This is a genomic window from Flavobacterium sp. N502536 (assembly GCF_025947345.1).
GTDB lineage: Bacteria > Bacteroidota > Bacteroidia > Flavobacteriales > Flavobacteriaceae > Flavobacterium.
Genome location: NZ_CP110011.1, coordinates 4,176,600 through 4,200,968, shown reverse-complemented (window position 1 = coordinate 4,200,968; position 24,369 = coordinate 4,176,600). Strand labels below are relative to the sequence as shown.

20 protein-coding genes and 1 pseudogene are annotated in these 24,369 nt (G+C 36.5%); 16 read left to right on the top strand and 5 right to left on the bottom strand.

Annotated elements, in window-relative coordinates:
• Positions 1–88: 88 nt before the first annotated feature.
• The 8 genes and pseudogenes from hisD to hisIE form a co-directional block, all read left to right on the top strand.
• Entirely contained in the window at positions 89–1,411 is a 1,323-nt protein-coding gene (gene hisD / locus OLM61_RS17760) for a histidinol dehydrogenase (RefSeq protein WP_264523936.1), read from the top strand.
• Positions 1,412–1,507: 96 nt separating this feature from the next.
• Positions 1,508–2,551 carry a histidinol-phosphate transaminase gene (hisC, locus tag OLM61_RS17755; protein WP_264523935.1) on the top strand — a complete coding sequence of 348 codons (1,044 nt, stop codon included), beginning with the start codon at positions 1,508–1,510 and terminating at the stop codon, positions 2,549–2,551.
• Positions 2,552–2,605: 54 nt separating this feature from the next.
• Entirely contained in the window at positions 2,606–3,742 is a 1,137-nt protein-coding gene (hisB, locus tag OLM61_RS17750; protein WP_264523934.1) for a bifunctional histidinol-phosphatase/imidazoleglycerol-phosphate dehydratase HisB, read from the top strand.
• An 87-nt stretch (positions 3,743–3,829) separates the two neighbouring features.
• Positions 3,830–4,423, top strand: coding sequence for an imidazole glycerol phosphate synthase subunit HisH (gene hisH / locus OLM61_RS17745; protein ID WP_264523933.1), 594 nt, complete (start codon positions 3,830–3,832; stop codon positions 4,421–4,423).
• Between the two features lie 81 nt (positions 4,424–4,504).
• On the top strand, positions 4,505–5,230 hold the full coding sequence (gene hisA, locus OLM61_RS17740; protein WP_264523932.1) for a 1-(5-phosphoribosyl)-5-[(5-phosphoribosylamino)methylideneamino]imidazole-4-carboxamide isomerase: 726 nt from the start codon (positions 4,505–4,507) through the stop codon (positions 5,228–5,230).
• Positions 5,231–5,236: 6 nt separating this feature from the next.
• Positions 5,237–5,542 (top strand): NIPSNAP family protein, encoded by a 306-nt coding sequence (locus tag OLM61_RS17735; protein ID WP_264523931.1) that lies wholly within the window; start codon positions 5,237–5,239, stop codon positions 5,540–5,542.
• 55 nt (positions 5,543–5,597) lie between these two features.
• On the top strand, positions 5,598–6,353 hold the full coding sequence (hisF, locus tag OLM61_RS17730) for an imidazole glycerol phosphate synthase subunit HisF (RefSeq protein WP_264523930.1): 756 nt from the start codon (positions 5,598–5,600) through the stop codon (positions 6,351–6,353).
• Positions 6,354–6,407: 54 nt separating this feature from the next.
• Positions 6,408–7,013 (top strand): annotated as a pseudogene (hisIE, locus tag OLM61_RS17725) (bifunctional phosphoribosyl-AMP cyclohydrolase/phosphoribosyl-ATP diphosphatase HisIE); the annotation flags it as partial.
• A gap of 249 nt (positions 7,014–7,262) precedes the next feature.
• On the opposite strand, the gene OLM61_RS17720 reads toward hisIE, so the two are convergent.
• A complete protein-coding gene (locus tag OLM61_RS17720) occupies positions 7,263–7,961 on the bottom strand; it encodes a carbohydrate-binding family 9-like protein (protein WP_264523929.1) in 699 nt (232 codons plus the stop codon).
• 179 nt (positions 7,962–8,140) lie between these two features.
• On the opposite strand from OLM61_RS17720, the gene OLM61_RS17715 reads away from it, so the two are divergent.
• The gene (locus OLM61_RS17715; RefSeq protein WP_264523928.1) at positions 8,141–9,796 is read left to right on the top strand and encodes a M1 family metallopeptidase; all 1,656 of its coding nucleotides are present in this window, start codon (positions 8,141–8,143) and stop codon (positions 9,794–9,796) included.
• A 164-nt stretch (positions 9,797–9,960) separates the two neighbouring features.
• On the opposite strand, the gene OLM61_RS17710 is transcribed toward OLM61_RS17715, so the two are convergent.
• Entirely contained in the window at positions 9,961–11,505 is a 1,545-nt protein-coding gene (locus OLM61_RS17710) for a hypothetical protein (RefSeq protein ID WP_264523927.1), read from the bottom strand.
• 155 nt (positions 11,506–11,660) lie between these two features.
• On the opposite strand from OLM61_RS17710, the gene OLM61_RS17705 reads away from it, so the two are divergent.
• From OLM61_RS17705 to acs, 7 genes are all read left to right on the top strand, one after another.
• The gene (locus tag OLM61_RS17705) at positions 11,661–12,836 is read left to right on the top strand and encodes a 2-isopropylmalate synthase (RefSeq protein WP_264523926.1); all 1,176 of its coding nucleotides are present in this window, start codon (positions 11,661–11,663) and stop codon (positions 12,834–12,836) included.
• Between the two features lie 70 nt (positions 12,837–12,906).
• Positions 12,907–14,025 (top strand): 3-isopropylmalate dehydrogenase, encoded by a 1,119-nt coding sequence (gene leuB, locus OLM61_RS17700; protein ID WP_264523925.1) that lies wholly within the window; start codon positions 12,907–12,909, stop codon positions 14,023–14,025.
• Positions 14,026–14,293: 268 nt separating this feature from the next.
• A complete protein-coding gene (gene ilvD, locus OLM61_RS17695) occupies positions 14,294–15,967 on the top strand; it encodes a dihydroxy-acid dehydratase (protein ID WP_264523924.1) in 1,674 nt (557 codons plus the stop codon).
• A 149-nt stretch (positions 15,968–16,116) separates the two neighbouring features.
• The gene (gene ilvB / locus OLM61_RS17690; protein WP_264523923.1) at positions 16,117–17,805 is read left to right on the top strand and encodes a biosynthetic-type acetolactate synthase large subunit; all 1,689 of its coding nucleotides are present in this window, start codon (positions 16,117–16,119) and stop codon (positions 17,803–17,805) included.
• A gap of 89 nt (positions 17,806–17,894) precedes the next feature.
• Positions 17,895–18,416 carry an acetolactate synthase small subunit gene (ilvN, locus tag OLM61_RS17685; protein WP_264523922.1) on the top strand — a complete coding sequence of 174 codons (522 nt, stop codon included), beginning with the start codon at positions 17,895–17,897 and terminating at the stop codon, positions 18,414–18,416.
• A 61-nt stretch (positions 18,417–18,477) separates the two neighbouring features.
• A complete protein-coding gene (ilvC, locus tag OLM61_RS17680) occupies positions 18,478–19,947 on the top strand; it encodes a ketol-acid reductoisomerase (RefSeq protein ID WP_264523921.1) in 1,470 nt (489 codons plus the stop codon).
• A gap of 504 nt (positions 19,948–20,451) precedes the next feature.
• Complete coding sequence (gene acs, locus OLM61_RS17675) at positions 20,452–22,359, top strand: acetate--CoA ligase (protein ID WP_264523920.1); 1,908 nt, start codon at positions 20,452–20,454, stop codon at positions 22,357–22,359.
• Between the two features lie 62 nt (positions 22,360–22,421).
• Here acs and OLM61_RS17670 read toward each other — a convergent pair whose 3' ends face one another.
• From OLM61_RS17670 to OLM61_RS17660, 3 genes are all read right to left on the bottom strand, one after another.
• On the bottom strand, positions 22,422–22,640 hold the full coding sequence (locus OLM61_RS17670; protein WP_070908068.1) for a DUF4287 domain-containing protein: 219 nt from the start codon (positions 22,638–22,640) through the stop codon (positions 22,422–22,424).
• 26 nt (positions 22,641–22,666) lie between these two features.
• Entirely contained in the window at positions 22,667–23,206 is a 540-nt protein-coding gene (locus OLM61_RS17665) for an SRPBCC family protein (RefSeq protein WP_264523919.1), read from the bottom strand.
• Positions 23,207–23,769: 563 nt separating this feature from the next.
• Positions 23,770–24,366, bottom strand: coding sequence for a 3'-5' exonuclease (locus tag OLM61_RS17660; protein ID WP_173967721.1), 597 nt, complete (start codon positions 24,364–24,366; stop codon positions 23,770–23,772).
• Positions 24,367–24,369 lie beyond the last annotated feature (3 nt).

Genomic DNA, 24,369 nt, shown 5'->3' with positions numbered 1-24,369 from the left:
TTAGGCTTTAGGCAATACGCTTTAAGCTAAAAACACATACAATAAACTTGCTTATAGCCTACAGCTTAAAGCATAAAGCATAAAAAAAATGAATAAAATAAACAATCCAAAACCAGATACCTGGTCCGAAATACTAAAGAGACCCACTAAAACGATCGATGATATCGAAGTCACAGTGAAAGAAATCTTTAAAGAAGTACAGAAAAAAGGAGACGAAGCCGTATCAAAATATACTTCAATTTTTGACGGAATCGCTCTAGAGAATTACGAAGTTTCACCGGAAGAAATTCAGGAAGCTATTGACTCTGTTTCAAGTGAATTAAAATCAGCTGTTCAGTTAGCAAAAGAGAACATTTATAAATTTCACAGCGCTCAAAAAACAGAAAAAATTCTAATTGAAACCACGGAAGGCGTGAATTGTTGGCAGGAAAAAAGACCGATTCAGAAAATTGGCTTATACATACCGGGCGGAACAGCACCTTTATTCTCAACTGTGCTGATGTTGGCCGTTCCGGCTGAAATTGCAGGCTGCAAAGAAATTGTATTATGCTCTCCACCAGACAAATCTGGAAAGATAAATCCGGCTATTTTATATGCGGCTAATTTATGCGGCGTAACCAAAATATTAAAAGTAGGCGGAATCCAGGCCATCGCCGGAATGACATTCGGAACAAAATCAATTCCTAAAGTGTATAAAATCTTCGGACCTGGAAATCAATTTGTAACCGTGGCAAAACAACTCGCTACTCAATTTGGAGTAGCAATCGATATGCCTGCAGGACCTTCAGAATTGCTTGTAGTAGCTGATGATACCGCGGTTCCAGCCTTTGTAGCTTCAGATTTATTGTCACAGGCAGAACACGGAACGGACAGTCAGGTAATTTTAGTTTCCACTTCAAAAAAACTAATTGAAGCCGTTGAAAAAGAAATACAAATTCAGATTGAAGAGCTTCCGAGAAAAGCGATTGCCGTAAAAGCCATCGAAAACTCAAAACTAATCTATGTCGAAAACGATCAAATTGCTTTGGATTTAATCAATGAATATGGGCCGGAACACTTTATAATCTGTTCCCAATACGATGATTTTTATTGCAATGGAATTGTAAATGCAGGTTCTGTTTTTATTGGGAATTATACTCCTGAAAGTGCCGGAGATTACGCTTCCGGAACGAATCACACCTTGCCGACAAATGGCTACGCTAAAAATTACAGCGGAGTAAATCTGGATAGTTTCATGAAAGCAATGACCTTTCAGAAAATTTCTGAAAAAGGAATTCAAAACATTGGCAATGCGATCGAAATTATGGCCGAAGCCGAAGGGTTGCAAGCGCATAAGAATGCAGTGACGCTGCGATTAAAGAGTTTGGAGGGAAGAGGGGATAGAACCAAGAGAATAGAAGAAAGACAGTAGAGCAAAGAACATAGAAGCAAGAGTACAACATACAGATCAGACAAAAAGTCTATTCTCTTGGCTCTTGACTCTATTCTCTAGAAAAAAAAGAAAGAAATGAAATTCGATATCAACACAATAACAAGAGAAAACGTAAAATCTTTGAAGCCTTATTCATCGGCACGTGATGAGTTTGAAGATTTTGATACTGCCGAAATGATTTTTCTCGATGCGAATGAAAATCCGTTTCAAAATGGAGTGAATCGGTATCCGGATCCACAACAGAACTCCGTTAAAGCCATATTGGCAAAGAATAATAAAGTAAAAACGAGTCAGATTTTACTAGGAAACGGGAGCGATGAAGTCCTGGATTTACTTTTCAGAGCCTTCTGTGAGCCCAAAATCGACAATATTATTTCGTTGCCACCCACATACGGAATGTACAGCGTACTGGCCAATATCAATGCTGTTGAGAACAGAGAAGTGTTGCTTTCAGCCGATTTTCAGCCTCAAGTAGATCAGATTTTAGATGCCGTCGATGAGCAAACAAAAATTATCTTTTTATGTTCGCCAAACAATCCTACCGGGAATTCTTTTTCAGACGAGAGTGTCGTAAAATTATTGCAAAACTTTAAAGGTCTGGTGGTGATTGATGAAGCTTATATTGACTTCTCCCAAAAAGAAAGCTGGCTGACAGAGATTGACGAATATCCAAACTTAATCATCACACAAACCCTTTCAAAGGCGTATGGATTAGCCGGAATCCGTCTCGGAATTTGTTATGGTTCTGAAGCTGTAATTTCAGTTTTGAACAAAATAAAACCTCCTTATAATGTAAACGAACTAACACAGCAAAGAGCTGTAAGTCGTTTGAATGATTCCGCTAAAATAAAAGAAGAAATAGCTTCAATTATTGAACAAAGAGAAGAATTACTTAAAGTTTTACTTCAGGTTAGTTTTGTTGAGAAAGTATATCCTACCGAAGCTAATTTTGTTTTGGTAAAAGTAGATAACGCCAATAAAAGATACAATCAGCTTATTGAGAAAGGAATCGTAATTCGAAACAGAACCAGCCAGCCACTATGCGAAAATTGTCTGCGTCTGACTATTGGTATTCCGGAAGAGAATGCTGTTTTAATTAAAGAATTGAAATTATTATAAAGTCAGCAGACCCGACAGGTTTTTGAAACCTGTCGGGTCTAAAAAATATAAAATATGAAAAAAGTACTTTTTATCGATCGCGACGGAACGATTGTTTTAGAACCTGAAAATTACCAGTTAGATGCTTTAGAAAAAGTAGAATTTTATCCGAAAGCGTTTCAGTATCTGGCTAAAATTGCCAATGAATTAGACTATGAACTGGCAATGGTTACCAATCAGGATGGATTAGGAACGGATAGTTTTCCTGAAGATACATTCTGGCCAACACAAAATTTTATTCTAAAAGCCTTTGAAAATGAAGGAGTTTTGTTTGATGAAATTTTTATTGACAGGTCATTTCCGGAAGATAATGCTCCCACGAGAAAGCCAAGAACCGGAATGTTGACCAAATATATTGATAATCCGGAGTATGATCTGACCAATTCTTTTGTTTTAGGAGATCGTTTGACGGATGTTGAACTGGCCAAAAACCTGGGAGCAAAAGCAATTTTTATCAATGACAATGACGGCATCGGAAGCAATGAAATCTCATTGAAACGTGAGGAGTTAGATAAAACCATCATTCTTCAAACCATGAGCTGGAAAACGATTTACGAGTTTCTAAAACTGGAAGCCCGTTCAGCTTCGATTACGCGTAAAACCAATGAAACCGACATTTTTATTAACTTAAATCTGGACGGAACAGGGAAAAGTAAAATCGAAACCGGAATTGCTTTTTTTGATCATATGTTAGACCAAATTTCGCGTCATGGACAAATGGATTTAGAAATTCTGGTAAAAGGGGATCTGGAAGTAGATGAACACCACACCATTGAAGACACGGCAATTGCGTTGGGAGAAGTTTTTGCAAAAGCCTTAGGGAATAAACTCGGAATCGAACGCTATGGCTTCTGTTTGCCTATGGATGATTGCCTGGCACAGGTAGCAATAGATTTTGGCGGAAGAAATTGGTTGGTTTGGGAAACAGAATTTAAACGTGAAATGGTCGGCAAAATGCCAACAGAAATGTTTTTCCACTTCTTTAAATCCTTCTCAGATGGAGCAAAAGCAAACATCAACATCAAAGCAGAAGGCACCAATGAGCACCACAAAATCGAAGCGATCTTTAAAGCTTTCGCAAAAGCCATAAAAGTAGCGGTAAAAAGAGACACTGAAAAAATGATTTTGCCTTCAACGAAAGGAATGCTTTAACAAGGTTAAAATTGTTTCAAGTTTAAAGTTTCAAGTTACGCTACAGAACTTGAAACCTGAAGCCTGAAACAAAACAAACAAAAACAAATGAAAATAGTAATCATAAACTACGGAGCAGGAAATATTCAGAGCATCATGTTTGCCATTGAAAGACTTGGTTATAAAGCCATTTTGAGCAATAATCCAGATGAAATTCAAAAGGCCGACAGGGTAATCTTCCCGGGAGTGGGAGAAGCAAGCTCAGCAATGCAAAAACTAAAGGAAAGCGGTTTGGATCGCTTGATTCCGAAATTAAAACAACCCGTTTTAGGCATTTGTCTGGGCATGCAATTAATGTGCAAATCAACAGAAGAGGGAAACACCAAAGGCTTAGGGATTTTTGATGTCGATGTCCTTAAATTTACATCAAAAGTAAAAGTTCCTCAAATGGGCTGGAATCAGATTTACAACTTAAAATCGGACTTGTTTAAAGGGATTCCTGAAAACGAATTCATGTATCTGGTTCATAGTTTTTATGCTCCTGATTGTTTGCAGGCTATTGCAACAACCAATTATGAAGCAGAATACGCATCGGCTTTGCAAAAGGATAATTTTTACGGAACACAGTTTCATCCTGAGAAAAGTGGAGCTGTTGGGGAGAAAATATTAGAAAACTTTCTTAAGTTAAATCACAAAGAATAAATTCCAAATTCCAATTAGGACGACAATATCAATTTTAAAAAATCACAAATCTAAAATTGTTAATTTACAATCAAAAATCAAATGAGAATAATACCAGCCATAGATATCATCGACGGAAAATGTGTTCGCTTGTCGAAGGGCGATTATAATACCAAAATAATTTACAACGAGAATCCACTGGAAGTAGCCAAATCCTTCGAAGCACATGGAATCGAATATTTGCATTTAGTTGATTTAGACGGTGCAAAATCAAGTAAAATTGTAAACTATAAAATTCTGGAGCAAATCGCGACACAAACCAGTCTGCAAATTGATTTCGGAGGCGGCTTAAAATCAGACGATGATTTAAGAATTGCTTTTGAAAGCGGTGCGAGTCAGATTACAGGTGGAAGTATAGCCGTGAAAAACAGGACCATTTTTGAAAAATGGATCTCGGAATATGGTTCTGAGAAGATCATCCTGGGCGCAGACGCCAAAGAAGAGAAAATAGCCGTTTCGGGCTGGTTAGAAGATTCTGATGAAGATTTGATTCCGTTTATTCAGCAATATCAAACCAAAGGAATTCAGTACGTTATTTGCACGGATATTGCAAAAGACGGGATGCTGGAAGGTCCAAGTTTTGATTTGTATGAAAAAATACTAAGTGAAGCCAATGGTGTAAAACTAATTGCCTCCGGAGGTATTTCAACGTTCGACGAATTGCCTAAACTGGCTGAATTGGGCTGCGAAGGAACTATTATCGGAAAGGCAATTTACGAAGGAAGAATTAGCTTAAAACAATTAGAAAATTATATAATTAGAAAATAAAAACATATGATTACTTGTCATTTAAAATACATAATAGATCCTTTCCAACTGGCTGTTTTCGAAGATTATGGAAAAAGATGGATTAAACTCGTAAACCGATTTGGCGGTCAGCATCATGGTTACTTCATGCCTTCTGAAGGAGCTAATAATATTGCGTTCGCAATGTTTTCTTTCCCGAGTTTAGCTGAATATGAAAACTATAGAAGATTAATTTTGGAAGATCAGGAATGTATTGAAACTTTTAAAATTGCGGAAGATTCCCGTTGTATACTAAGTTACGAGAGAACTTTTCTTCGCCCTGTATTCGAATAGTATAAAATTGACTAATTATCTAATTGCCTAATTACCCAATTAACACATTAATAAAATGTTAGCAAAAAGAATCATACCCTGTTTGGATATAAAAAACGGAAGAACGGTAAAAGGAGTGAATTTCGTTGATCTACGCGATGCGGGTGATCCTGTGGAACTGGCAGAAATTTATTCAGCGGAAGGAGCAGATGAACTGGTTTTTCTCGATATTTCGGCTACCGAAGAACGCCGTAAGACATTGGTTAATATGGTACGCAGTGTTGCGGAGAAAATCAACATTCCCTTTACCGTGGGAGGCGGGATTTCGAGTGTCGAAGATGTTGAAATATTACTGAACAATGGAGCAGATAAAGTTTCAATCAACTCGTCGGCAGTCAAGAATCCGCAGCTTATTAATGATTTGGCTCAGAAGTTCGGGAGTCAGTGCGTTGTAGTTGCTATCGATGCCAAACAAATTAACGGACAATGGATTGTTCATCTGGTCGGCGGAAAAGTACCAACCGAACTGAACTTATTCGATTGGGCAATTGAAGTAGCGGAACGCGGGGCAGGCGAAATACTATTCACTTCGATGGACAATGACGGTACAAAAAATGGTTTTGCCAATGAAGCTTTAGCGAGGCTTTCCGAACTTATCAATATTCCGATTATTGCTTCGGGTGGTGCAGGTAATATTCAGCATTTTGTGGATTCCTTTAAAATTGGAAAAGCTGATGCAGCACTGGCGGCAAGTGTTTTTCACTTTAAAGAGATTGAGATCAAAACTTTGAAGGAAGAGCTTAGGACTAATGGTGTTGAAGTCAGAATTTAAAAATAAACGTAAGAGTAAAGAGTTCTACAATCTGAACTCTGCAATCTAAAATCTAAAATAACTATGAACGTAGATATAAAAAGCGCACACGGATTAATTCCGGCAATCATTCAGGATTCAGAGACCAAAAATGTTCTGATGCTGGGGTATATGAACGAAGAATCGCTTCAGAAAACAGTAGAAACTCAAAAAGTAACTTTTTTTAGCCGATCCAAGCAAAGACTTTGGACGAAAGGTGAGGAGAGTGGTAACTTTTTAGAACTCGTGAGTATTAAAAACGACTGTGACGGGGACACCCTTCTAATTCAGGCAAAACCTGTGGGACCAACCTGTCATACAGGTGCTGATACCTGCTGGCAGGAAGAAAATAAAGACAATTTTGGCTTTATTTCTCAATTAGAAAACACCATTAAAACGCGACGTGAAAATGCTGATTCTGAAAAAAGTTATGTAGCCTCTTTGTTCGAAAAAGGCATCAATAAAATTGCCCAAAAGGTAGGCGAGGAGGCAGTAGAAGTGGTTATTGAAGCCAAAGATGACAACGATGATCTGTTTTTAAGTGAAAGTGCTGATTTGTTGTTTCATTATTTAATTCTACTACAAGCAAAAGGTTTTGAACTAAAAGATGTTGTTGATGTTTTAAAAAAACGTCAGAAGTAAAAAGTTTAGTTTCAGGTTTCAAGTTTCAGGTTACCGCACACAACTTGAAACTTGAAACAAAAGTCCCAACGGGGCGAAATATTTCTAAAAAAAACTATCCCTCTCACGAGAGCCCCAGCGGGGCGACATGTATATTACCTATAGATCATCAGATATAACGCTCCGATGGAGCTTTCTCAAAATGCATTAAAATTTACTATAATTATTTCATTCCTAACGGAATTAAAATGGATGGAATCGAAAATCCCTCTATTCTACAAACTCAAAAACTGCAAACTCTTCGGGTTGATGGAATCCAAACCTGAGACTTTTATAAGGCTGTAAGGCAAGGAATTCAGTTGTGGTACCGTAATCAATTCTAAAAGCATTTCCTTTCCATTTTGTACCTTCTTTTGGAGCTAAAAAGTTGCCATTTTTGATGGTATTCAGACTGGAGAATGGGATTTTAATTTCGGTGTTGAAACCTTCGGCAGTTATTTGGCTTTTTGCTTCTATTCCCAAAACATCAAAAGCCATACTAGTATTCCAGCCACCACAAAGCGGAGAGATGCATTTTAGCAGTAAATCGTAATACGAAGAATAGGCATTGACTCCTATTTCGAGGTAATTCTGGCCATCGCCATCAGGATCTATAAAAATTTCAACCAAATCATCTGTGCTAAAAATCTCGCTATCTTTTTGTTGTGCTTTACCAACGATTTTAGAATCTGCTACACGATAGGCCACATACAGGTTTTCCTCATTCCATGAAAAAGAAACATACGTATTCTGAGTTGCTTTTTTTCCAGAATCGTGAATGACAAAGGGGCCTATAAAAGGAGTTTTCCAGTCGGATAAATTACCATCAATAGTTAATTTTTGAGTTGTTTTCGGGATGAGAATATTTTGCGAATAAGTTGTGATCGAGCACATCAAACAGAGTAGAACGGTGATTTTAAGGATTCTCATAAATAGCAGATCTGAATTTGATTCGCTAAAATACAGAAGAATAAGCAAATTTTAACATTAAATTTTCGCAATCACCCATATAAAATCAGTCAAAACTTGATTCGAATGTTTACATTTGTTAAAGTATAAGCGGCTTTATAAGCCTTCTTTATTTCGACAAAAGAAAATATCTACTACGTATGAAAAAATACTTCGGTGGCGTTTTTATCGCCTTTTTATTTGGTTTTACGGCCAACGCTCAAGGACTTTTAAATAAGTCAGAAACTGTTTTTACACATCAGGACACTTTACGCGGAAGCATCACAAAAGAAAGAGCCTGGTGGGATTTAAAATACTATCACCTGGATGTAAAAGTTGACCCTAAGGAACGAACTATTGCAGGTTCAAACACAGTTCGTTATACCGTTTTAACGGAATACAATACCATGCAGATTGATTTGCAGGAGCCGATGCAGATTTCGAAAGTAACGCAAAACGGAAAGGAATTGAAATTTAAAAGAGATGGAAATGCTTTTTTTATCACTTTAATTGAAAAACAGAAAGTTGGCGATACTAAGGAAATTGTAATTTCTTTTGGAGGAAAACCGAGAGAAGCGGTTAAGGCACCGTGGGATGGCGGAATCAGCTGGAAAAAAGATAAAAACGGAAAAGATTTTATTGCTTCTTCCTGCCAGGGATTGGGTGCTAGTGTGTGGTGGCCAAACAAGGATCATATGTATGATGAAGTCGAAAACATGTTGATCAGCGTTAATGTTCCGGGAGATCTTACGGAAGTTTCCAACGGAAGATTAAAAAGCGTTAAAAAGGAAAAAGACGGTACAAAAACATTCAATTGGTACGTTTCAAACCCAATCAACAATTATGGGGTAAATATCAATATTGGGGATTATGTTAATTTCTCAGAGGTATACAAAGGTGAAAAAGGAGATTTAGATTGTAATTACTATGTTTTAAGAGACAATCTGGCTTTGGCAAAAGAACAGTTTAAAGACGTACCTAAAATGCTAAAAGCGTTTGAAAATTGGTTCGGACCGTATCCTTTTTACGAAGACAGTTACAAGCTGGTGGAAGTTCCGTATTTAGGAATGGAGCATCAAAGTTCTGTAACATACGGGAATCAATATAAAAATGGCTATTTGGGCCGTGATTTAAGCGGAACAGGCTGGGGATTAAAGTTTGATTTTATCATTATTCACGAATCTGGTCATGAGTGGTTTGCCAACAATATTACCTACAAGGATATTGCTGATATGTGGATTCACGAGAGCTTTACCAACTATTCTGAGAGTTTATTTTTGGAGTATTATTATGGAAAAGATGCCGCAGCAGAATATGTAATCGGCTGCAGAAGAGGGATTAGCAACGACAAACCTATCATTGGTAATTACGACGTAAACAACGAAGGGTCAGGCGATATGTATCCAAAAGGAGCAAATATGCTGCACATGATGCGTCAGGTTATAAACGATGATGCGAAATGGAAATCGATTTTGAGAGGATTAAATAAAACTTTCTACCATCAAACGGTAACAAGCAAGCAGATTGAAGATTATATCAATACACAATCGGGAATTAACTTTAATAGAGTATATGCTCAATATTTGACAACAACTCAAATTCCGGTTTTTGAATATATGTTTAAAAACGGAACTTTTGGATACCATTGGACCAATTGTGTAGCGAAGTTTGATATGCCGGTAAAAGTAACCTTAAACGGTGAGGAAATTTGGCTTAAACCTACCACAGAATGGCAGTCAGAGAAAACAATTAATGAAAACAGAAAGGTTGAAGTGGATAAGAATTTCTATGTAACAACCTCTAATATTGTCGAATAAAAATCGATAAAATTCAATACAAAAATCCCAAATTCCAATCTATGAAATTTGGGATTTTTTGTATCTAATAAAAAAAGTAAACCCGACAGGTTTTTGAAACCTGTCGGGTTTGTTAGTTTAAAATGAGTGTAAAACAATTATCTAATTGACTAATTCCCTAATTATCATCGACTATTCAGCTTTGCTTTTTCTTTAATAATATCAGCAATCTTTTTATTATCGATTTTACTTTCCAGCCATGAAATAATATCCAGATAGAGGAAAGCTCGTTTCTCATACGTATTTTTCTCGAGTTCGATGAAACGCGCACGCATCTTGATGAACTCTTTTTTAATATCGGCAGGGTAGAAGTTGTTCAGGTTCTTCAGGAACTTGATAATCTCCTTCTGAACTTCGTGTAAATCATTCATTTTCAATAAGAACTTATACGTATTCTTTAAATGATTTTCGAGGTAATAATCCTTGCCCAATTCATAATGTGCGATCAATGACAAAAGTCTTGCAAAACACATCAAATCCTCACGCATCGATAGATTCTTATTGTTAATGATCTTATCTAAATAATTAATGCACTCGTTGTACTTTTCAACTCCAAAATAGATAGAGGCAATTTTATAGTAAAACAACATCTCGTGATGCTCGTCAAGATGCTCACTGTGAAGTTTTATCCTTTCTAAAATCTCCGGAATCAAATATTCGCTTTCGGCAAACGTACCTTCCAGTATGTGCAGGTTTAATTTATTGTTATACACATATAAAAAAGACAGCGAGGCAATGTTGTCATTCACCGGAAACTTAGGATCTGCAATCGTCTCTTCTAAAAGCGTCAGATACTTTCTGAAATTCGACTGATACTTCAGCATATATAAGGACTCTAGGAAATAATGGTTCCCTTTTAAGAAAAAAACCGGATTCAAATAAATCATATTAGGATTGTCATAAAACAATCTCACCCATTTATAAGCATATTTGTAACTCGCTAAGAAGTCCTGAACCAGAAAACTTCTCCAAAGATTGGCATTGTAAAACCAGTATTTTTCTCTAAAACCAAACTTACTTTCGTCTAATTTTGCAATATGTTTGTTGAAATAATCGTCAATATATTTGTACTCTTCATCGCTTTTGACATAGCCGGTTTTTAGCATAATTCCATACAACTGCAACGATAAATTGGATAATTTACTCGAAATGGTATTGCGATAATTCAGCTCTTTGGCCTGAATCACCAATTCGTCGGCACGGCCCTGAATACTTCGGGTAATGTATTGTGATTCGATTAGTTTTTCGAACTCTACAATCTCATAAGCCATATATTTCTCGTCATTTTCAAGAGCCAGAAGTTTTGTTTTGTCCAGAATTTTTAAACTCTGTTTGTACAAACCCTTATTGTATAAAATAACGGCAAAATCTATTTGCTCCCGCAACTGGTACCGAATATTCTGACTCGGAATATTCAAACGTATACTTACTAAAATTTGTTTGTATAAGTATGATTTCAAGTTAGATAACTGCACTTTTTTGATGATTCCGCTCTTTAAAATGAGCTTTTCGTCATAGGTTTCAGATTTATCTAAGATGTTAAATAACTCGATGAATTTAGTATTCGAACTCGTCTCTAAACGGCTTGCAAAAATCTTAAACTGTCTTTTTTCGGATTTAGAAAGTGATTTTATTAATACAAATAAGAAATCTTTTTGATGGTTAGCCATTGTAAAATATAATAATATAACTTATTGATTTTTAGTTAATTAACCTGCTTTAAATTGTTTTATGAACAGTATAATTTCAGTAAAATGAATTTGGTGCCGGCAAAGTACAATATATATTTGTTATCGAGATGTGAAATTACATTAAATAAACGAATATGAATAGAGAGAAAGTTCAAATTTTTGACACCACTTTGCGCGATGGTGAGCAGGTTCCAGGATGTAAGTTAGATACGAAACAAAAATTAGTTATCGCAGAACGACTTGATAAAATGGGAGTTGACATTATCGAAGCAGGTTTTCCTGTGTCAAGTCCCGGCGATTTTTTATCGGTCTCTGAGATTTGTAAAATTGTAGAAAATGCAACCGTCTGCGGACTAACAAGAGCCGTAAAAAACGACATTGATGTTGCTGCAGCTGCCCTCAAGCATGCTAAGAAACCTAGAATCCACACCGGAATCGGAACATCTGAATCTCATATACTCCATAAACTAAATACGACCAGAGAAGATATTATTGCCAGAGCAAAATTTGCTGTAGCTCATGCAAAATCCTATGTAGAAGATGTAGAATTTTATGCAGAAGATGCCGGAAGAACCGATAATGCTTTCTTGGCAAAAGTTTGCGAAGAAGTCATCAAATCAGGAGCAACCGTATTAAACATACCCGATACAACAGGATACTGCCTGCCGGAAGAATACGGAGCAAAAATCAAATACCTAAAAGAAAACGTAAAAGGTATCGAAAATGTGACCCTTTCCTGCCACTGTCATAACGATTTAGGAATGGCTACTGCCAATTCGATCGCAGGAGCTATAAACGGAGCAAGACAAATAGAATGTACGATCAATGGTATTGGAGAAAGAGCCGGAAACACAGCACTTGAAGAAGTAGTAATGATTTTCAAACAACATCCGTACCTAAACTTAGATACCAACATCAACACAAGAGAACTGAACGAAATGAGCCGTTTGGTTTCTGAAAGCATGGGAATGATTGTACAGCCTAATAAAGCTATTGTTGGAGCAAATGCTTTTGCACACAGCTCAGGAATTCATCAGGATGGTGTAATCAAAAACAGAGCAACCTATGAAATCATGGATCCGCTTGATGTCGGAGTAAATGAATCTTCGATTATCCTGACAGCCAGAAGCGGAAGAGCAGCATTGGCCTACCGTGCTAAAAAAGTAGGTTATGAACTTACAAAAGTACAACTGGATTTGGTTTACATTGAATTTTTGAAATTCGCTGATATTAAAAAAGAAGTAATCGATGCTGATATTCATCAAATCATTGAAGCTTCTAAAATTCAGGGAGAATTAATCAGAAACTAGTTCAATAGAATAAAGAGAATAGAACAAAAAGAGAAAAAAAAGGATTTAAATACATAAAGAACGAGACGTTATGAATTTGAAAATAGCAGTTTTACCAGGAGACGGAATTGGACCAGAGGTAATTTTACAAGCCAAGAAAGCTTTATATGCTATTGGTGAGGTATACAATCATGAATTTGTTTTTGAAGAGGCGCTCATGGGAGCAATTGCCATCGACAAAACAGGAAATCCACTGCCAGAACAGACTTTAAACCTTTGTTTAAACACAGATGCTGTATTGTTTGGAGCCATTGGAGATCCTAAATATGATAATAATCCGTCGGCAAAGGTTCGTCCGGAGCAGGGATTATTAAAACTGCGTAAAGAATTGGGTTTGTTTGCCAACATTCGACCTATAAAACCTTATAAATCTCTCATCGATGCTTCTCCCTTAAAAAGAGAAATTATCGACGGTGCTGATTTTACTATTTTCAGAGAATTAACAGGAGGAGCTTATTTTGGAGCAAAAACTCTAAACGAAGAAGGAACACACGCTTCAGACTTATGTGAATATTCAGAAGAAGAAATTACCCGAATAGCACATTTAGCTTTCAAATCGGCACAAAACCGACGCAAGAAACTAACCATGGTAGACAAAGCCAACGTTTTGGAAACTTCCAGATTATGGAGAAAAGTGGTTCAAAAAGTAGGTCAAAATTATCCCGATGTAGCTTTAGACTTTTTGTTTGTCGATAATGCAGCCATGCAGTTGATTTTAAATCCAAAGCAATTTGACGTGATTTTGACGGAAAACCTTTTTGGAGATATTCTTTCTGATGAAGCGAGCGTCATAACAGGATCTATCGGTTTATTGGCCTCTGCCTCTTTAGGAGAAAAAAATGCCCTTTTTGAACCTATTCACGGTTCCTATCCTCTGGCAAAAGGAAAAAATATTGCCAATCCGATTGCGTCAATTTTATCAGCAGCCATGTTGCTGGAACATTTTGGTCTGTTTAAAGAAGCCAATATGATATATAAAGCCGTTGAAAAAGCCATCGAATTTAAAGTCGTTACGGTTGATTTAAAACCAGATTCAAAGTTCGGTACAAACGAAGTAGGGGAGTTTGTTTCTAATTTTATCTTCAGCAAAGACGATTTACTATATTTTAATAATGACAACGTTCATATCGGACAATCGACAATTGTTTAAGGTTTTCTGTTAAAAACTAGAATAAATAACAAGAAGTATGTAAAATGTTGAGATTTTGTTTTTTTAGTCCTTTAAGTTTTCATACTTTTGTCAAACTAAAAAAAAAGAAAGTGCAAAACTCAATTATTATTATTTCTGTCATTACTGTAAATGTGATTATCACATCTGCACGGGGAATGGTATAAATATAATTGAAAAACTATATTACAAACCTTCCAAATACTGGAAGGTTTTTTTTTGAACAAAAATTAAAACAAATAACACAATAATGGAATTAAATAAGTACAGCAAAACCATCACTCAAGATCAAACACAACCTGCGGCGCAAGCCATGTTGTACGGTATTGGTTTAACTGAAGAAGATTTGAAAAAAGCACAGGTGGGTATTGTGAGCATGGGTTACGATGGTAACACCTGCAACATGCACCTGAATGATTTAGCAAAAGATGTTAAAAAAGGTGTTTGGGATGCAGATCTGGTCGGACTTATTTTTAATACCATTGGTGTTAGTGACGGTATTTCAAACGGTACTGAAGGAATGCGTTACTCATTGGTTTCCCGTGATGTAATTGCTGATTCTATCGAAACCGTTGCCGGAGCACAATGGTACGATAGTATCATCGCAATTCCCGGTTGTGACAAAAATATGCCCGGAGCGTTAATCGCAATGGGAAGATTAAACCGCCCGTCACTTATGGTGTACGGAGGATCAATCCACTCCGGAAAATGGAAAGGAGAATCTCTCAATATTGTTTCGGCTTTTGAAGCCTTAGGAAAAAAAGTAAAAAATGAAATTACTCCCGAAGATTTTAAAGGAGTTATTCAAAATGCCTGCCCGGGTGCTGGTGCCTGCGGCGGTATGTATACAGCCAATACCATGTCTTCGGCAATCGAAGCCTTAGGAATGAGTTTGCCTTACAGTTCTTCAAATCCGGCTTTGAGTCAGGAAAAAAGAGATGAATGTCTTGCGGCAGGTAAAGCCATTAAAACATTATTGGAAAAAGATATTAAGCCGAGAGACATTATGACTCGTAAGGCTTTTGAAAATGCCATTACAATTGTTGCCGTTTTAGGAGGTTCAACAAATGCCGTGATGCATTTAATTGCGATGGCACATGCCGTGGATATTGAAATTACACTAGACGATTTTCAGGCCATTAACGACAGAACTCCTGTACTTGCGGACATGAAACCAAGCGGTAAATATATGATGGAAGATATTCATGAAGCAGGAGGTATTCCTTCGGTTATGAAATATTTACTGAAAGTTGGACTTATTCATGGAGATTGTTTAACCGTAACCGGAAAAACAGTTGCTGAAAACTTAGCTTCCACACCCGATTTACAAGATGGACAACAAGTAATTCATGAAATACAAAAAGCTTTAAAACCAACCGGAAACATTCAGGTATTATACGGAAACCTTGCTTCTGAAGGTGCTGTAGCCAAAATCAGCGGAAAAGAAGGAGAATATTTTGAAGGTCCGGCTGTAGTTTTTGAAGGTGAGTTTGAGGTAATTCCTGGTCTTGAAGCCGGAAAAATAAAACCCGGTAATGTAGTCGTCATTAGGTATTGTGGACCAAAAGGTGGTCCGGGGATGCCTGAGATGCTAAAACCAACATCGGCCATTATTGGAGCCGGATTAGGAAGCAGCTGTGCTCTTATTACTGACGGCAGGTTCTCTGGAGGTTCACATGGCTTTGTGGTAGGACACATTACACCAGAGGCTTATGATGGTGGAGGTATTGCACTGGTAAAAGATGGTGATTTAATCGCTATTGATGCCGTAAAAAATACAATCAACCTCAAAATATCTGACGAAGAATTTGCCACTCGTAAAGAGAGTTGGATTCAGCCTCCTTTAAAAGTAAACAAAGGAGTTTTGCTAAAGTACGCCAGATCAGTCTCAAGCGCTTCGACAGGTTGCGTTACCGATAAATAAATTAAAAAATAACAATCTCAATTACAATAGCAATGACAATACTAAAAATCAAAAGCAACAAAAAGTAGAAACAGATCAACTGTGATTTGATACTTGCCATGGATTTTTAAAATTGAAACTTGAAATTGATTTTTGAAAAAAAAGATACTATGAAAATATCAGGGGCTGAAGCCGTTATAAGATGTTTGTTAGAAGAAGGAGTAGACTTGCTATATGGTTATCCGGGAGGAGCAATCATGCCAGTTTACGATGAATTATATAAATTTCAGGATCAACTGCACCACGTTTTGGTACGCCATGAACAAGGTGCTACACATGCCGCTCAGGGATATGCCAGAGCGACAGGAAAAGTAGGGGTAGCCATCGCAACCTCAGGACCGGGAGCCACTAATTTGATTACCGGGATCGCAGATGCGCAGATCGATTCGACACCAATGGTTTGTATTACAGGCCAGGTGGGGAAACATTTGTTAGGATCTGATGCTTTTCAGGAAACCGATATCATCGGAATTTCGACTCCGGTTACCAAATGGAATTATCAGGTTACCGAAGCTTCAGAGATTCCTGAAGTAATTGCAAAAGCATTCTACATTGCACGTTCCGGACGTCCGGGACCTGTACTGATCGACATTACTAAAAATGCACAGTTTGACAAACTTGATTTTAGTTATGAAAAATGCACCGGAATCAGAAGTTATACACCGGTTCCAAAATTGAAATTAGACAAAGTTGCCGAAGCTGCCGCTTTAATCAATAGCGCCAAAAAACCATTTATCGTTTTTGGTCAAGGAATCATACTAGGTCAGGCGGAAGCTGAATTTAAAGCTGTACTTGAAAAATCAGGAATCCCTGCTGCCTGGACCATTTTAGGACTTTCGGCTTTACCAACAGATCACCCTTTAAACGTAGGAATGTTAGGAATGCACGGAAACTACGGACCCAATTTACTAACAAACGAATGTGATGTTTTAATCGCTCTTGGAATGCGTTTTGACGACCGTGTTACCGGAAACCTAAATACGTATGCCAAACAGGCAAAAGTAATTCACTTCGAAATTGACCCTGCGGAAGTTGACAAAAACGTAAAAACCGAAATCGCAGTTCTTGGAGATGTAAAAGAGTCATTAACCGCTTTATTGCCTTTACTCGAAGCAAAAACACATGATTCATGGCACAACGAATTTAAAGAACTACAGCAAATCGAGTACGATACTGTCATTAAAGAAGAATTAAACCCGACCAATAATAAAGGAATCTCAATGGGGGAGACCGTAGAAATGATTAACAAGCACTCAAAAGGAGATGCTATTATCGTTTCGGATGTTGGACAGCACCAAATGTTTGCCTGTCGTTATGCTAAATTTAATTCGACCAAAAGTAATATTACTTCGGGAGGATTAGGAACTATGGGATTTGCTTTACCTGCGGCCATTGGTGCTAAAATGGGAAAACCAGATCGCGAAGTAGTGGCTATTATTGGTGATGGCGGTTTCCAAATGAACATTCAGGAATTGGGAACAATTTTTCAGACTAAGGTGCCCGTAAAGATTGTCATCTTAAACAATGAATTTTTAGGAATGGTACGTCAGTGGCAGGAATTGTTTTTTGACAACCGATATGCATCCACAAAAATGATCAATCCAAATTTTGTTGCTATTGCTGAAGGGTATCATATTAAATCTAAAAAAGTAACACAAAGAGAAGATTTAGACGCTGCCGTTGCAGAAATGCTGGCTTCAAAAGATTCTTACTTCCTGGAAGTTATGGTAGAAAAAGAAAACAACGTATTCCCAATGATTCCAACAGGAGCATGTGTTTCTGAAATTAGATTAAGCTAAAAAAAAAGTTTCAGGTTTCAGGTTTCAAGTTTCAAGTTCTCCTGAGAACGTGTAACATGAAACCTGAAACAAAATAAACTAAAAAACAAATGGAAAACAGAACATTTACCATATCGGTATACTCAGAAAATAATGTGGGGCTGTTAAACAGGATATCCGGAATATTCTTAAAGCGTCACATCAACATATTAAGTCTAAACGTTTCTGAATCAGAAATTGACAGTGTTTCGCGATTCATTATCGTAGTGGAAACAACAGAGAAGTGGGTTCAAAATATCGTAGGACAAATTGAAAAACAAATCGAAGTTATAAAAGCGTTTTATCATACCGATGAAGAAACCATTTATCTTGAAAATGCTTTGTTTAAAATTGCTTCAAGTCTGTTATTTGATGAAAAACAAATTCAAAACATCATCAAAGACAGTCAGGCTACAATTGTTACGGTATCCCGTGACTTCTTCGTGATTTCAAAATCGGGAAGACGCTCTGAAATTGAAGAATTGTACGCAAAATTCAAACCTTACGGCATTATGCAGTTTGTACGTTCCGGCAGAATATCGGTCTCAAAAGAAAAAATGGAAATTTCAACACTATTAGAAACATTCAAATAGTATTATCTGATCTATTAACCAATTATTAAATTACAACATTCATTAAATATTTTTAAAAAAAATGGCAAATTATTTCAACACATTACCACTTAGATTACAATTAGAACAATTAGGAGTTTGCGAATTTATGGAGCAATCAGAATTTGCAGACGGAATTTCGGCATTAGCAGGAAAAAAAGTTGTCATTGTGGGCTGTGGTGCACAAGGTTTGAATCAGGGTTTAAACATGAGAGATTCTGGTTTAGACATTTCATATGCATTGCGCGCAGATGCAATTGCTGAAAAAAGAGCATCTTATAAAAATGCTACTGAAAACGGATTTAAAGTAGGTACTTATGAAGAATTAATTCCAACTGCTGACTTAGTTTGTAATTTAACACCAGACAAACAACACACTGCTGTAGTTACTGCCATTATGCCTTTAATGAAAAACGGATCAACTTTATCGTATTCTCACGGATTCAATATTGTTGAAGAAGGAATGCAGATTCGTAAAGACATCACTGTAATTATGTGCGCTCCAAAATGCCCGGGTTCTGAGGTTCGTGAAGAATACAAAAGAGGATTTGGTGTACCAACACTTATCGCTGTTCACCCGGAGAATGACCCAAACGGTTTTGGTCTAGATCAGGCAAAAGCTTACGCTGTAGCCACTGGAGGTCATAAAGCAGGAGTATTAAAATCGTCATTTGTTGCTGAAGTAAAATCAGATCTAATGGGAGAGCAAACCATCCTTTGCGGATTATTGCAAACCGGTTCTATTTTATGTTTTGATAAAATGGTGGAGAAAGGAATCGATAAAGCATATGCTTCAAAATTAATTCAATACGGATGGGAAACCATCACAGAAGCTTTGAAACATGGTGGTATCACCAATATGATGGACCGTCTTTCGAATCCTGCAAAAATTGAAGCTTACGAAATTGCTGAAGAATTAAAAGATATCATGAGACCATTGTTCCAGAAACACCAGGATGATATTATCTCGGGTGAATTCTCCAGAACCATGATGATCGACTGGGCGAATGATGATGTTAACTTATTGAAATGGAGAGCTGCAACTGGTGAAACTAACTTTGAGAAAACAGCTCCTCAGGAAGCGCCAATTTCAGAGCAGGAGTACTTTGACAACGGAGTTTTGATGATCGCTATGGTAAAAGCCGGTGTTGAACTAGCTTTCGAAACCATGACAGAGGCAGGAATCATCGAAGAATCAGCTTATTACGAATCATTACACGAATTACCTTTAATTGCCAACACTATAGCAAGAAAAAAATTATTTGAAATGAACCGCGTGATTTCAGACACAGCAGAATACGGTTGTTATTTATTTGATCATGCCTGCAAACCGTTATTGACCGAGTTCATGAAAACTGTTGAAACAAATGTAATAGGAAAACCATTCTCTACCACAAATGGAGTAGACAATGCGACCTTAATTGCTGTAAACAAAGAAGTTCGTCAACATCCTATCGAAGAAGTAGGGGCATGGTTGAGAGAGTCAATGACGGCAATGAAAAAAATTGGATAATAAATTGGGAATTACCACATATTCGCTTGTGGAATCTGCACTGTATCTCTGTTCTATGTAATATTTTGAATTAGTAAGCACTTATTAAGAAAAATGGATATAGATGCAAATTGCGTTCACTTAACTTCTGTGAGTAAGCACATGTAAGTTAAGTGAAGCTAATCCCTAATGAAGGGGAGTATATTTAGCACTAAATATACCTGTTGAAAGTTTCATTTTAATTAATAAAGCTGCTACTATTTTCAAAATATGACAGTGTACTTTGGTACAGAATTACAAAATTAATTGTTATTGAAATTGTTAAAATTGAAAAGGCATGGTATTCATTTATCGTGCCTTTTTCGCAAATATGCTTTTTTTCTTCAAAAAGCTATTTTTTAAATTATAGCCATTAAAACGCGATATTTTTTTCTATATGTGTTTTTTTTTGCTATTATTTATGAATTAAATAATTTTAAGAATAGACTGATATTTAATACATTTATAAAAAAATTCCAAAAACGTATGAGTTATTATAAAATTGAAAATTTAGAACAATATTTTAAACATTACAATAAGTCAATAAGGGAACCCAGGAAATTTTGGGGAAAGATAGCTGAGGAAAATTTTACCTGGTACCAACAATGGGAAAAAGTAGTTGACTTTAATATGGGGGATGCAGAAGTAAAGTGGTTTACGGAGGCAAAAGTTAACATTACCAAAAATTGCATTGACAGGCATTTAAGCAAAAGAGGAGAAAAAACGGCTATCATTTTTGAACCGAACGATCCGTCTGAAAGTGCCTTACATATAACGTATAATGAACTATACGAAAGAGTTTCAAAAATGGCGAATGTTTTGCGTGAGCAGGGTGTTCGTAAAGGAGACAGAGTTTGTATTTACTTACCAATGATTCCTGAACTGGCTGTGGCAGTATTGGCCTGCGCCAGAATTGGAGCCATTCACTCAGTTGTTTTTGCAGGATTTTCAGCTTCAGCTGTATCTGCCAGAATAAATGATTGCGAATGTAAAATGGTTATTACAGCTGATGGAGGATATAGAGGTAATAAAACCATCGACCTTAAAGGTATTGTTGATGAGGCATTAGATACCTGTCCGTCAGTTACTAAAGTTTTGGTCGTAAAAAGAACCAATACTCAAATTAAAATGAAAGAAGGTCGTGACGAATGGTTACAACCTTTATTGAATAGCGCAATGGACAATAGTGTAGCTGAAATAATGGACGCTGAGGATCCGTTATTTATTCTGTACACTTCTGGTTCAACAGGTAAACCAAAAGGTATGGTACATACCACAGCCGGATATATGGTTTATACTGCCTATACCTTCAAAAATGTTTTCAATCACGAAGAAAATGATATTTTCTGGTGTACCGCTGACATTGGATGGATTACGGGACACTCTTATATTTTATACGGACCTTTATTAAATGGAGGAACTACCGTAATTTTTGAAGGAGTTCCATCTTATCCTGATTTCAGTCGTTTTTGGGACATTATCGAAAAACATAAAATCACACAATTTTATACCGCACCAACAGCAATTCGTTCGCTTGCCAAAGAAAGTTTAGATTATATCCAAAAATATCCTCTAAAATCACTTAAAGTAATTGGATCCGTTGGAGAACCAATCAACGAAGAAGCCTGGCACTGGTTCAACGATCACGTTGGAGACAAAAGATGTCCGGTGGTCGATACCTGGTGGCAAACGGAAACGGGTGGAATTATGATTTCGCCAATTGCATTTGTAACGCCAACAAAACCAACCTACGCAACCTTGCCATTACCTGGAATTCAGCCTGTATTGATGGACGAAAAACGCAATGAAATCGAAGGAAATCAGGTTGTTGGTAGTTTGTGTATCAAATTTCCATGGCCTGGAATCGCCAGAACCATTTGGGGAGATCACCAACGTTACAAAGACACTTATTTCTCTGCTTTCCCAGGAAAATATTTCACAGGAGACGGTGCTTTAAGAGACGAAGTAGGTTACTACCGAATCACCGGTAGAGTAGATGATGTTGTGATTGTATCCGGTCATAATTTAGGAACAGCTCCTATTGAAGACGCGATCAACGAGCATCCTGCTGTAGCCGAATCTGCTATTGTTGGATTCCCACACGATATCAAAGGAAATGCACTATATGGTTTTGTAATTCTGAAGGAGACAGGAGAAGTTAGAGACAGATCGAATCTTAGTAAAGAGATCAATCAGTATATTTCTGATCACATCGGACCAATTGCAAAACTTGATAAAATTCAGTTCGTTTCCGGTTTACCAAAAACACGTTCCGGAAAAATTATGCGTAGAATTTTACGTAAAATAGCTGAAGGCGATCTTTCTAATTTTGGAGATACGTCAACGCTATTGAACCCTGAAATTGTAGAAGAGATTACAAAAGGTAAGATCTAGTATCTTCACAAAATAAAAAAAAGCTGTCCATTCGACAGCTTTTTTTTATAACAATTATTTTTTTACTTCCTTAATCCTTTAAGAAGCGCATAAATAGCCATTGCGTGTCCGTGACCTAAATCAAAATCTGTTTTTAGCCAGCTCACAATTTCGGTTGCTTTTACTTCAGGTTTTAATTCTCCACTGACTGAAAAACCTTTTTCATCTGAAAGTTTTTTAAAATCATCAGGACCTTTTCCTGTCTTTGTTTTAATATTGGTTAAATAAGCTTGAAATGACATAATTTTGTAATTTTAAAGGTTATCGTTTATTTTTCTACAATCGTTTTTATATTCGTTAGGCTTTCTTCTACATCAGCTCCAATTATTTTATCCATATCAAAGAAAATAAGCATAAAATTCTTAGGCCAGTTCATTCCGCTATTATAAATCCAGATAAGCTTTGTTTGATTTCCAGCTAAACTTTTTGTTTCCATATGCCCATTTGCCGTAAATACATAAGGCGCCAGAAAACGAAGTTCAAAATCGATTCTGTCATTTTCAGATTTTTTTATTTCCCATTCTCCTTTACCAGTCTTATGGTGTTTGCTTTCAAAAGTCAGAACAGAACCCGCAGTTCCGTCAGTACCTGTTATCTCAATTTTTGTAGCAGGATCCAGCAACAGCCATTTACTGTACAATTTTTGGTTGCGATTCAGTTTTATAAAATCAAAAACTTCCGTTTTGGGTTTATCGATGATTATTTCTCTTCTTATAGTGTATTTATTTTTAGTAAACATGGCTACTACTAAAGCTATTGAAACTATAGCTACCAATACCGTTATTATTTTTACGAATATCATTTTCATTTTTGTTAAATTGGTTAATTAAAAAAGTCTTTGTATTTATTGGTAATTTTGATTTGCGGCGAAGTCAAACATCCAGGGGATTCACCAATCACTTGAAATATAATCTGACTGTTCAGACATTTTCTACAGAACGTCTTTATTTTAAGACAATTACCGTTGAAAGCCAGATGAGAATTTATAGTTGTCATTTTGTTCTACTTTTTCTGTTAATTTTTAATTAAACTAACAAGACAAAGATGCGATTACTTACAAAAGACAATACTGTACGTAAATGACAACAATAGGGGGGATTTACGTCATTTCTTTTTACCACCACGAAAAACAAGCAAAATCAAAAGCTTGCAAAACTAAAAAACGTTGATTACGCTTAGCCTCACAGCTATGGATCTATCAAAAAATCTTTAAAATAACAAATCCGACAATCCCAAAGCCTCGGGATTGTCGGATTTACAATACTTATTAATTATCCTTTATTTCGAATACACCAAATATGTTTAGCCAAAAAAAAAGGAAATACTTTTCAGTGATTTCCTTACTTCTTTTTATATGATGAATCAAACTTCCTATTTAATTCCCAATCTGGATTTCAGTTTAAGAAACAATAGGGCAATTTTATACGCGTCTTCTGCAGAAGAATTTCTGTCACTTTTTGGAATTTTGTAAATCTCACTTAAATCGTCCAAAGAAAATTGCTTGTCGTTAATATCCATTAATTTTCGATACATCATATCAACATCCAAAGCTTCGTTTTTTAATCTTCCACAATCCAGACGTTCTAATGCCGCATTCAGCATTTCAATGTCAAAATTAATATGATGTCCAACCAAGATCGAATTTCCTATAAAATTAATCAAAGCTTCCATTGCATCAGGTTCCGGCATCTTCATCATTTTGCTCTCAATGATAAACTCATTCGAAAGTCCGTTATCCTGCAAAAATTTGTATTGTAGTAAAACAGCTTCAAAATTGTCTTTAATCACAATGCTGTCATCAATAACCGAAAAAGCCCCCAAAGACAAAATAACATCTTTATTGGGATTTAATCCGGAAGTCTCTGTAGACAACACCACAAACCTGTTGGGTTTAACTTCAAATTTCGTCAAGTACTCCTTCCAAAAGTCCGGATACTCTTTGTTGATATTTTTAATCCAGTCTAGCATACT

Excerpts from the sequence above, each read along its gene's own strand:
- hisD (WP_264523936.1), top strand. The coding sequence starts at position 89 with ATGAATAAAATAAACAATCCAAAACCAGATACCTGGTCCGAAATACTA.
- hisC (WP_264523935.1), top strand. The coding sequence starts at position 1,508 with ATGAAATTCGATATCAACACAATAACAAGAGAAAACGTAAAATCTTTG.
- hisB (WP_264523934.1), top strand. The coding sequence starts at position 2,606 with ATGAAAAAAGTACTTTTTATCGATCGCGACGGAACGATTGTTTTAGAA.
- hisH (WP_264523933.1), top strand. The coding sequence starts at position 3,830 with ATGAAAATAGTAATCATAAACTACGGAGCAGGAAATATTCAGAGCATC.
- hisA (WP_264523932.1), top strand. The coding sequence starts at position 4,505 with ATGAGAATAATACCAGCCATAGATATCATCGACGGAAAATGTGTTCGC.
- OLM61_RS17735 (WP_264523931.1), top strand. The coding sequence starts at position 5,237 with ATGATTACTTGTCATTTAAAATACATAATAGATCCTTTCCAACTGGCT.
- hisF (WP_264523930.1), top strand. The coding sequence starts at position 5,598 with ATGTTAGCAAAAAGAATCATACCCTGTTTGGATATAAAAAACGGAAGA.
- OLM61_RS17720 (WP_264523929.1), bottom strand. The coding sequence starts at position 7,961 with ATGAGAATCCTTAAAATCACCGTTCTACTCTGTTTGATGTGCTCGATC.
- OLM61_RS17715 (WP_264523928.1), top strand. The coding sequence starts at position 8,141 with ATGAAAAAATACTTCGGTGGCGTTTTTATCGCCTTTTTATTTGGTTTT.
- OLM61_RS17710 (WP_264523927.1), bottom strand. The coding sequence starts at position 11,505 with ATGGCTAACCATCAAAAAGATTTCTTATTTGTATTAATAAAATCACTT.
- OLM61_RS17705 (WP_264523926.1), top strand. The coding sequence starts at position 11,661 with ATGAATAGAGAGAAAGTTCAAATTTTTGACACCACTTTGCGCGATGGT.
- leuB (WP_264523925.1), top strand. The coding sequence starts at position 12,907 with ATGAATTTGAAAATAGCAGTTTTACCAGGAGACGGAATTGGACCAGAG.
- ilvD (WP_264523924.1), top strand. The coding sequence starts at position 14,294 with ATGGAATTAAATAAGTACAGCAAAACCATCACTCAAGATCAAACACAA.
- ilvB (WP_264523923.1), top strand. The coding sequence starts at position 16,117 with ATGAAAATATCAGGGGCTGAAGCCGTTATAAGATGTTTGTTAGAAGAA.
- ilvN (WP_264523922.1), top strand. The coding sequence starts at position 17,895 with ATGGAAAACAGAACATTTACCATATCGGTATACTCAGAAAATAATGTG.
- ilvC (WP_264523921.1), top strand. The coding sequence starts at position 18,478 with ATGGCAAATTATTTCAACACATTACCACTTAGATTACAATTAGAACAA.
- acs (WP_264523920.1), top strand. The coding sequence starts at position 20,452 with ATGAGTTATTATAAAATTGAAAATTTAGAACAATATTTTAAACATTAC.
- OLM61_RS17670 (WP_070908068.1), bottom strand. The coding sequence starts at position 22,640 with ATGTCATTTCAAGCTTATTTAACCAATATTAAAACAAAGACAGGAAAA.
- OLM61_RS17665 (WP_264523919.1), bottom strand. The coding sequence starts at position 23,206 with ATGAAAATGATATTCGTAAAAATAATAACGGTATTGGTAGCTATAGTT.
- OLM61_RS17660 (WP_173967721.1), bottom strand. The coding sequence starts at position 24,366 with ATGCTAGACTGGATTAAAAATATCAACAAAGAGTATCCGGACTTTTGG.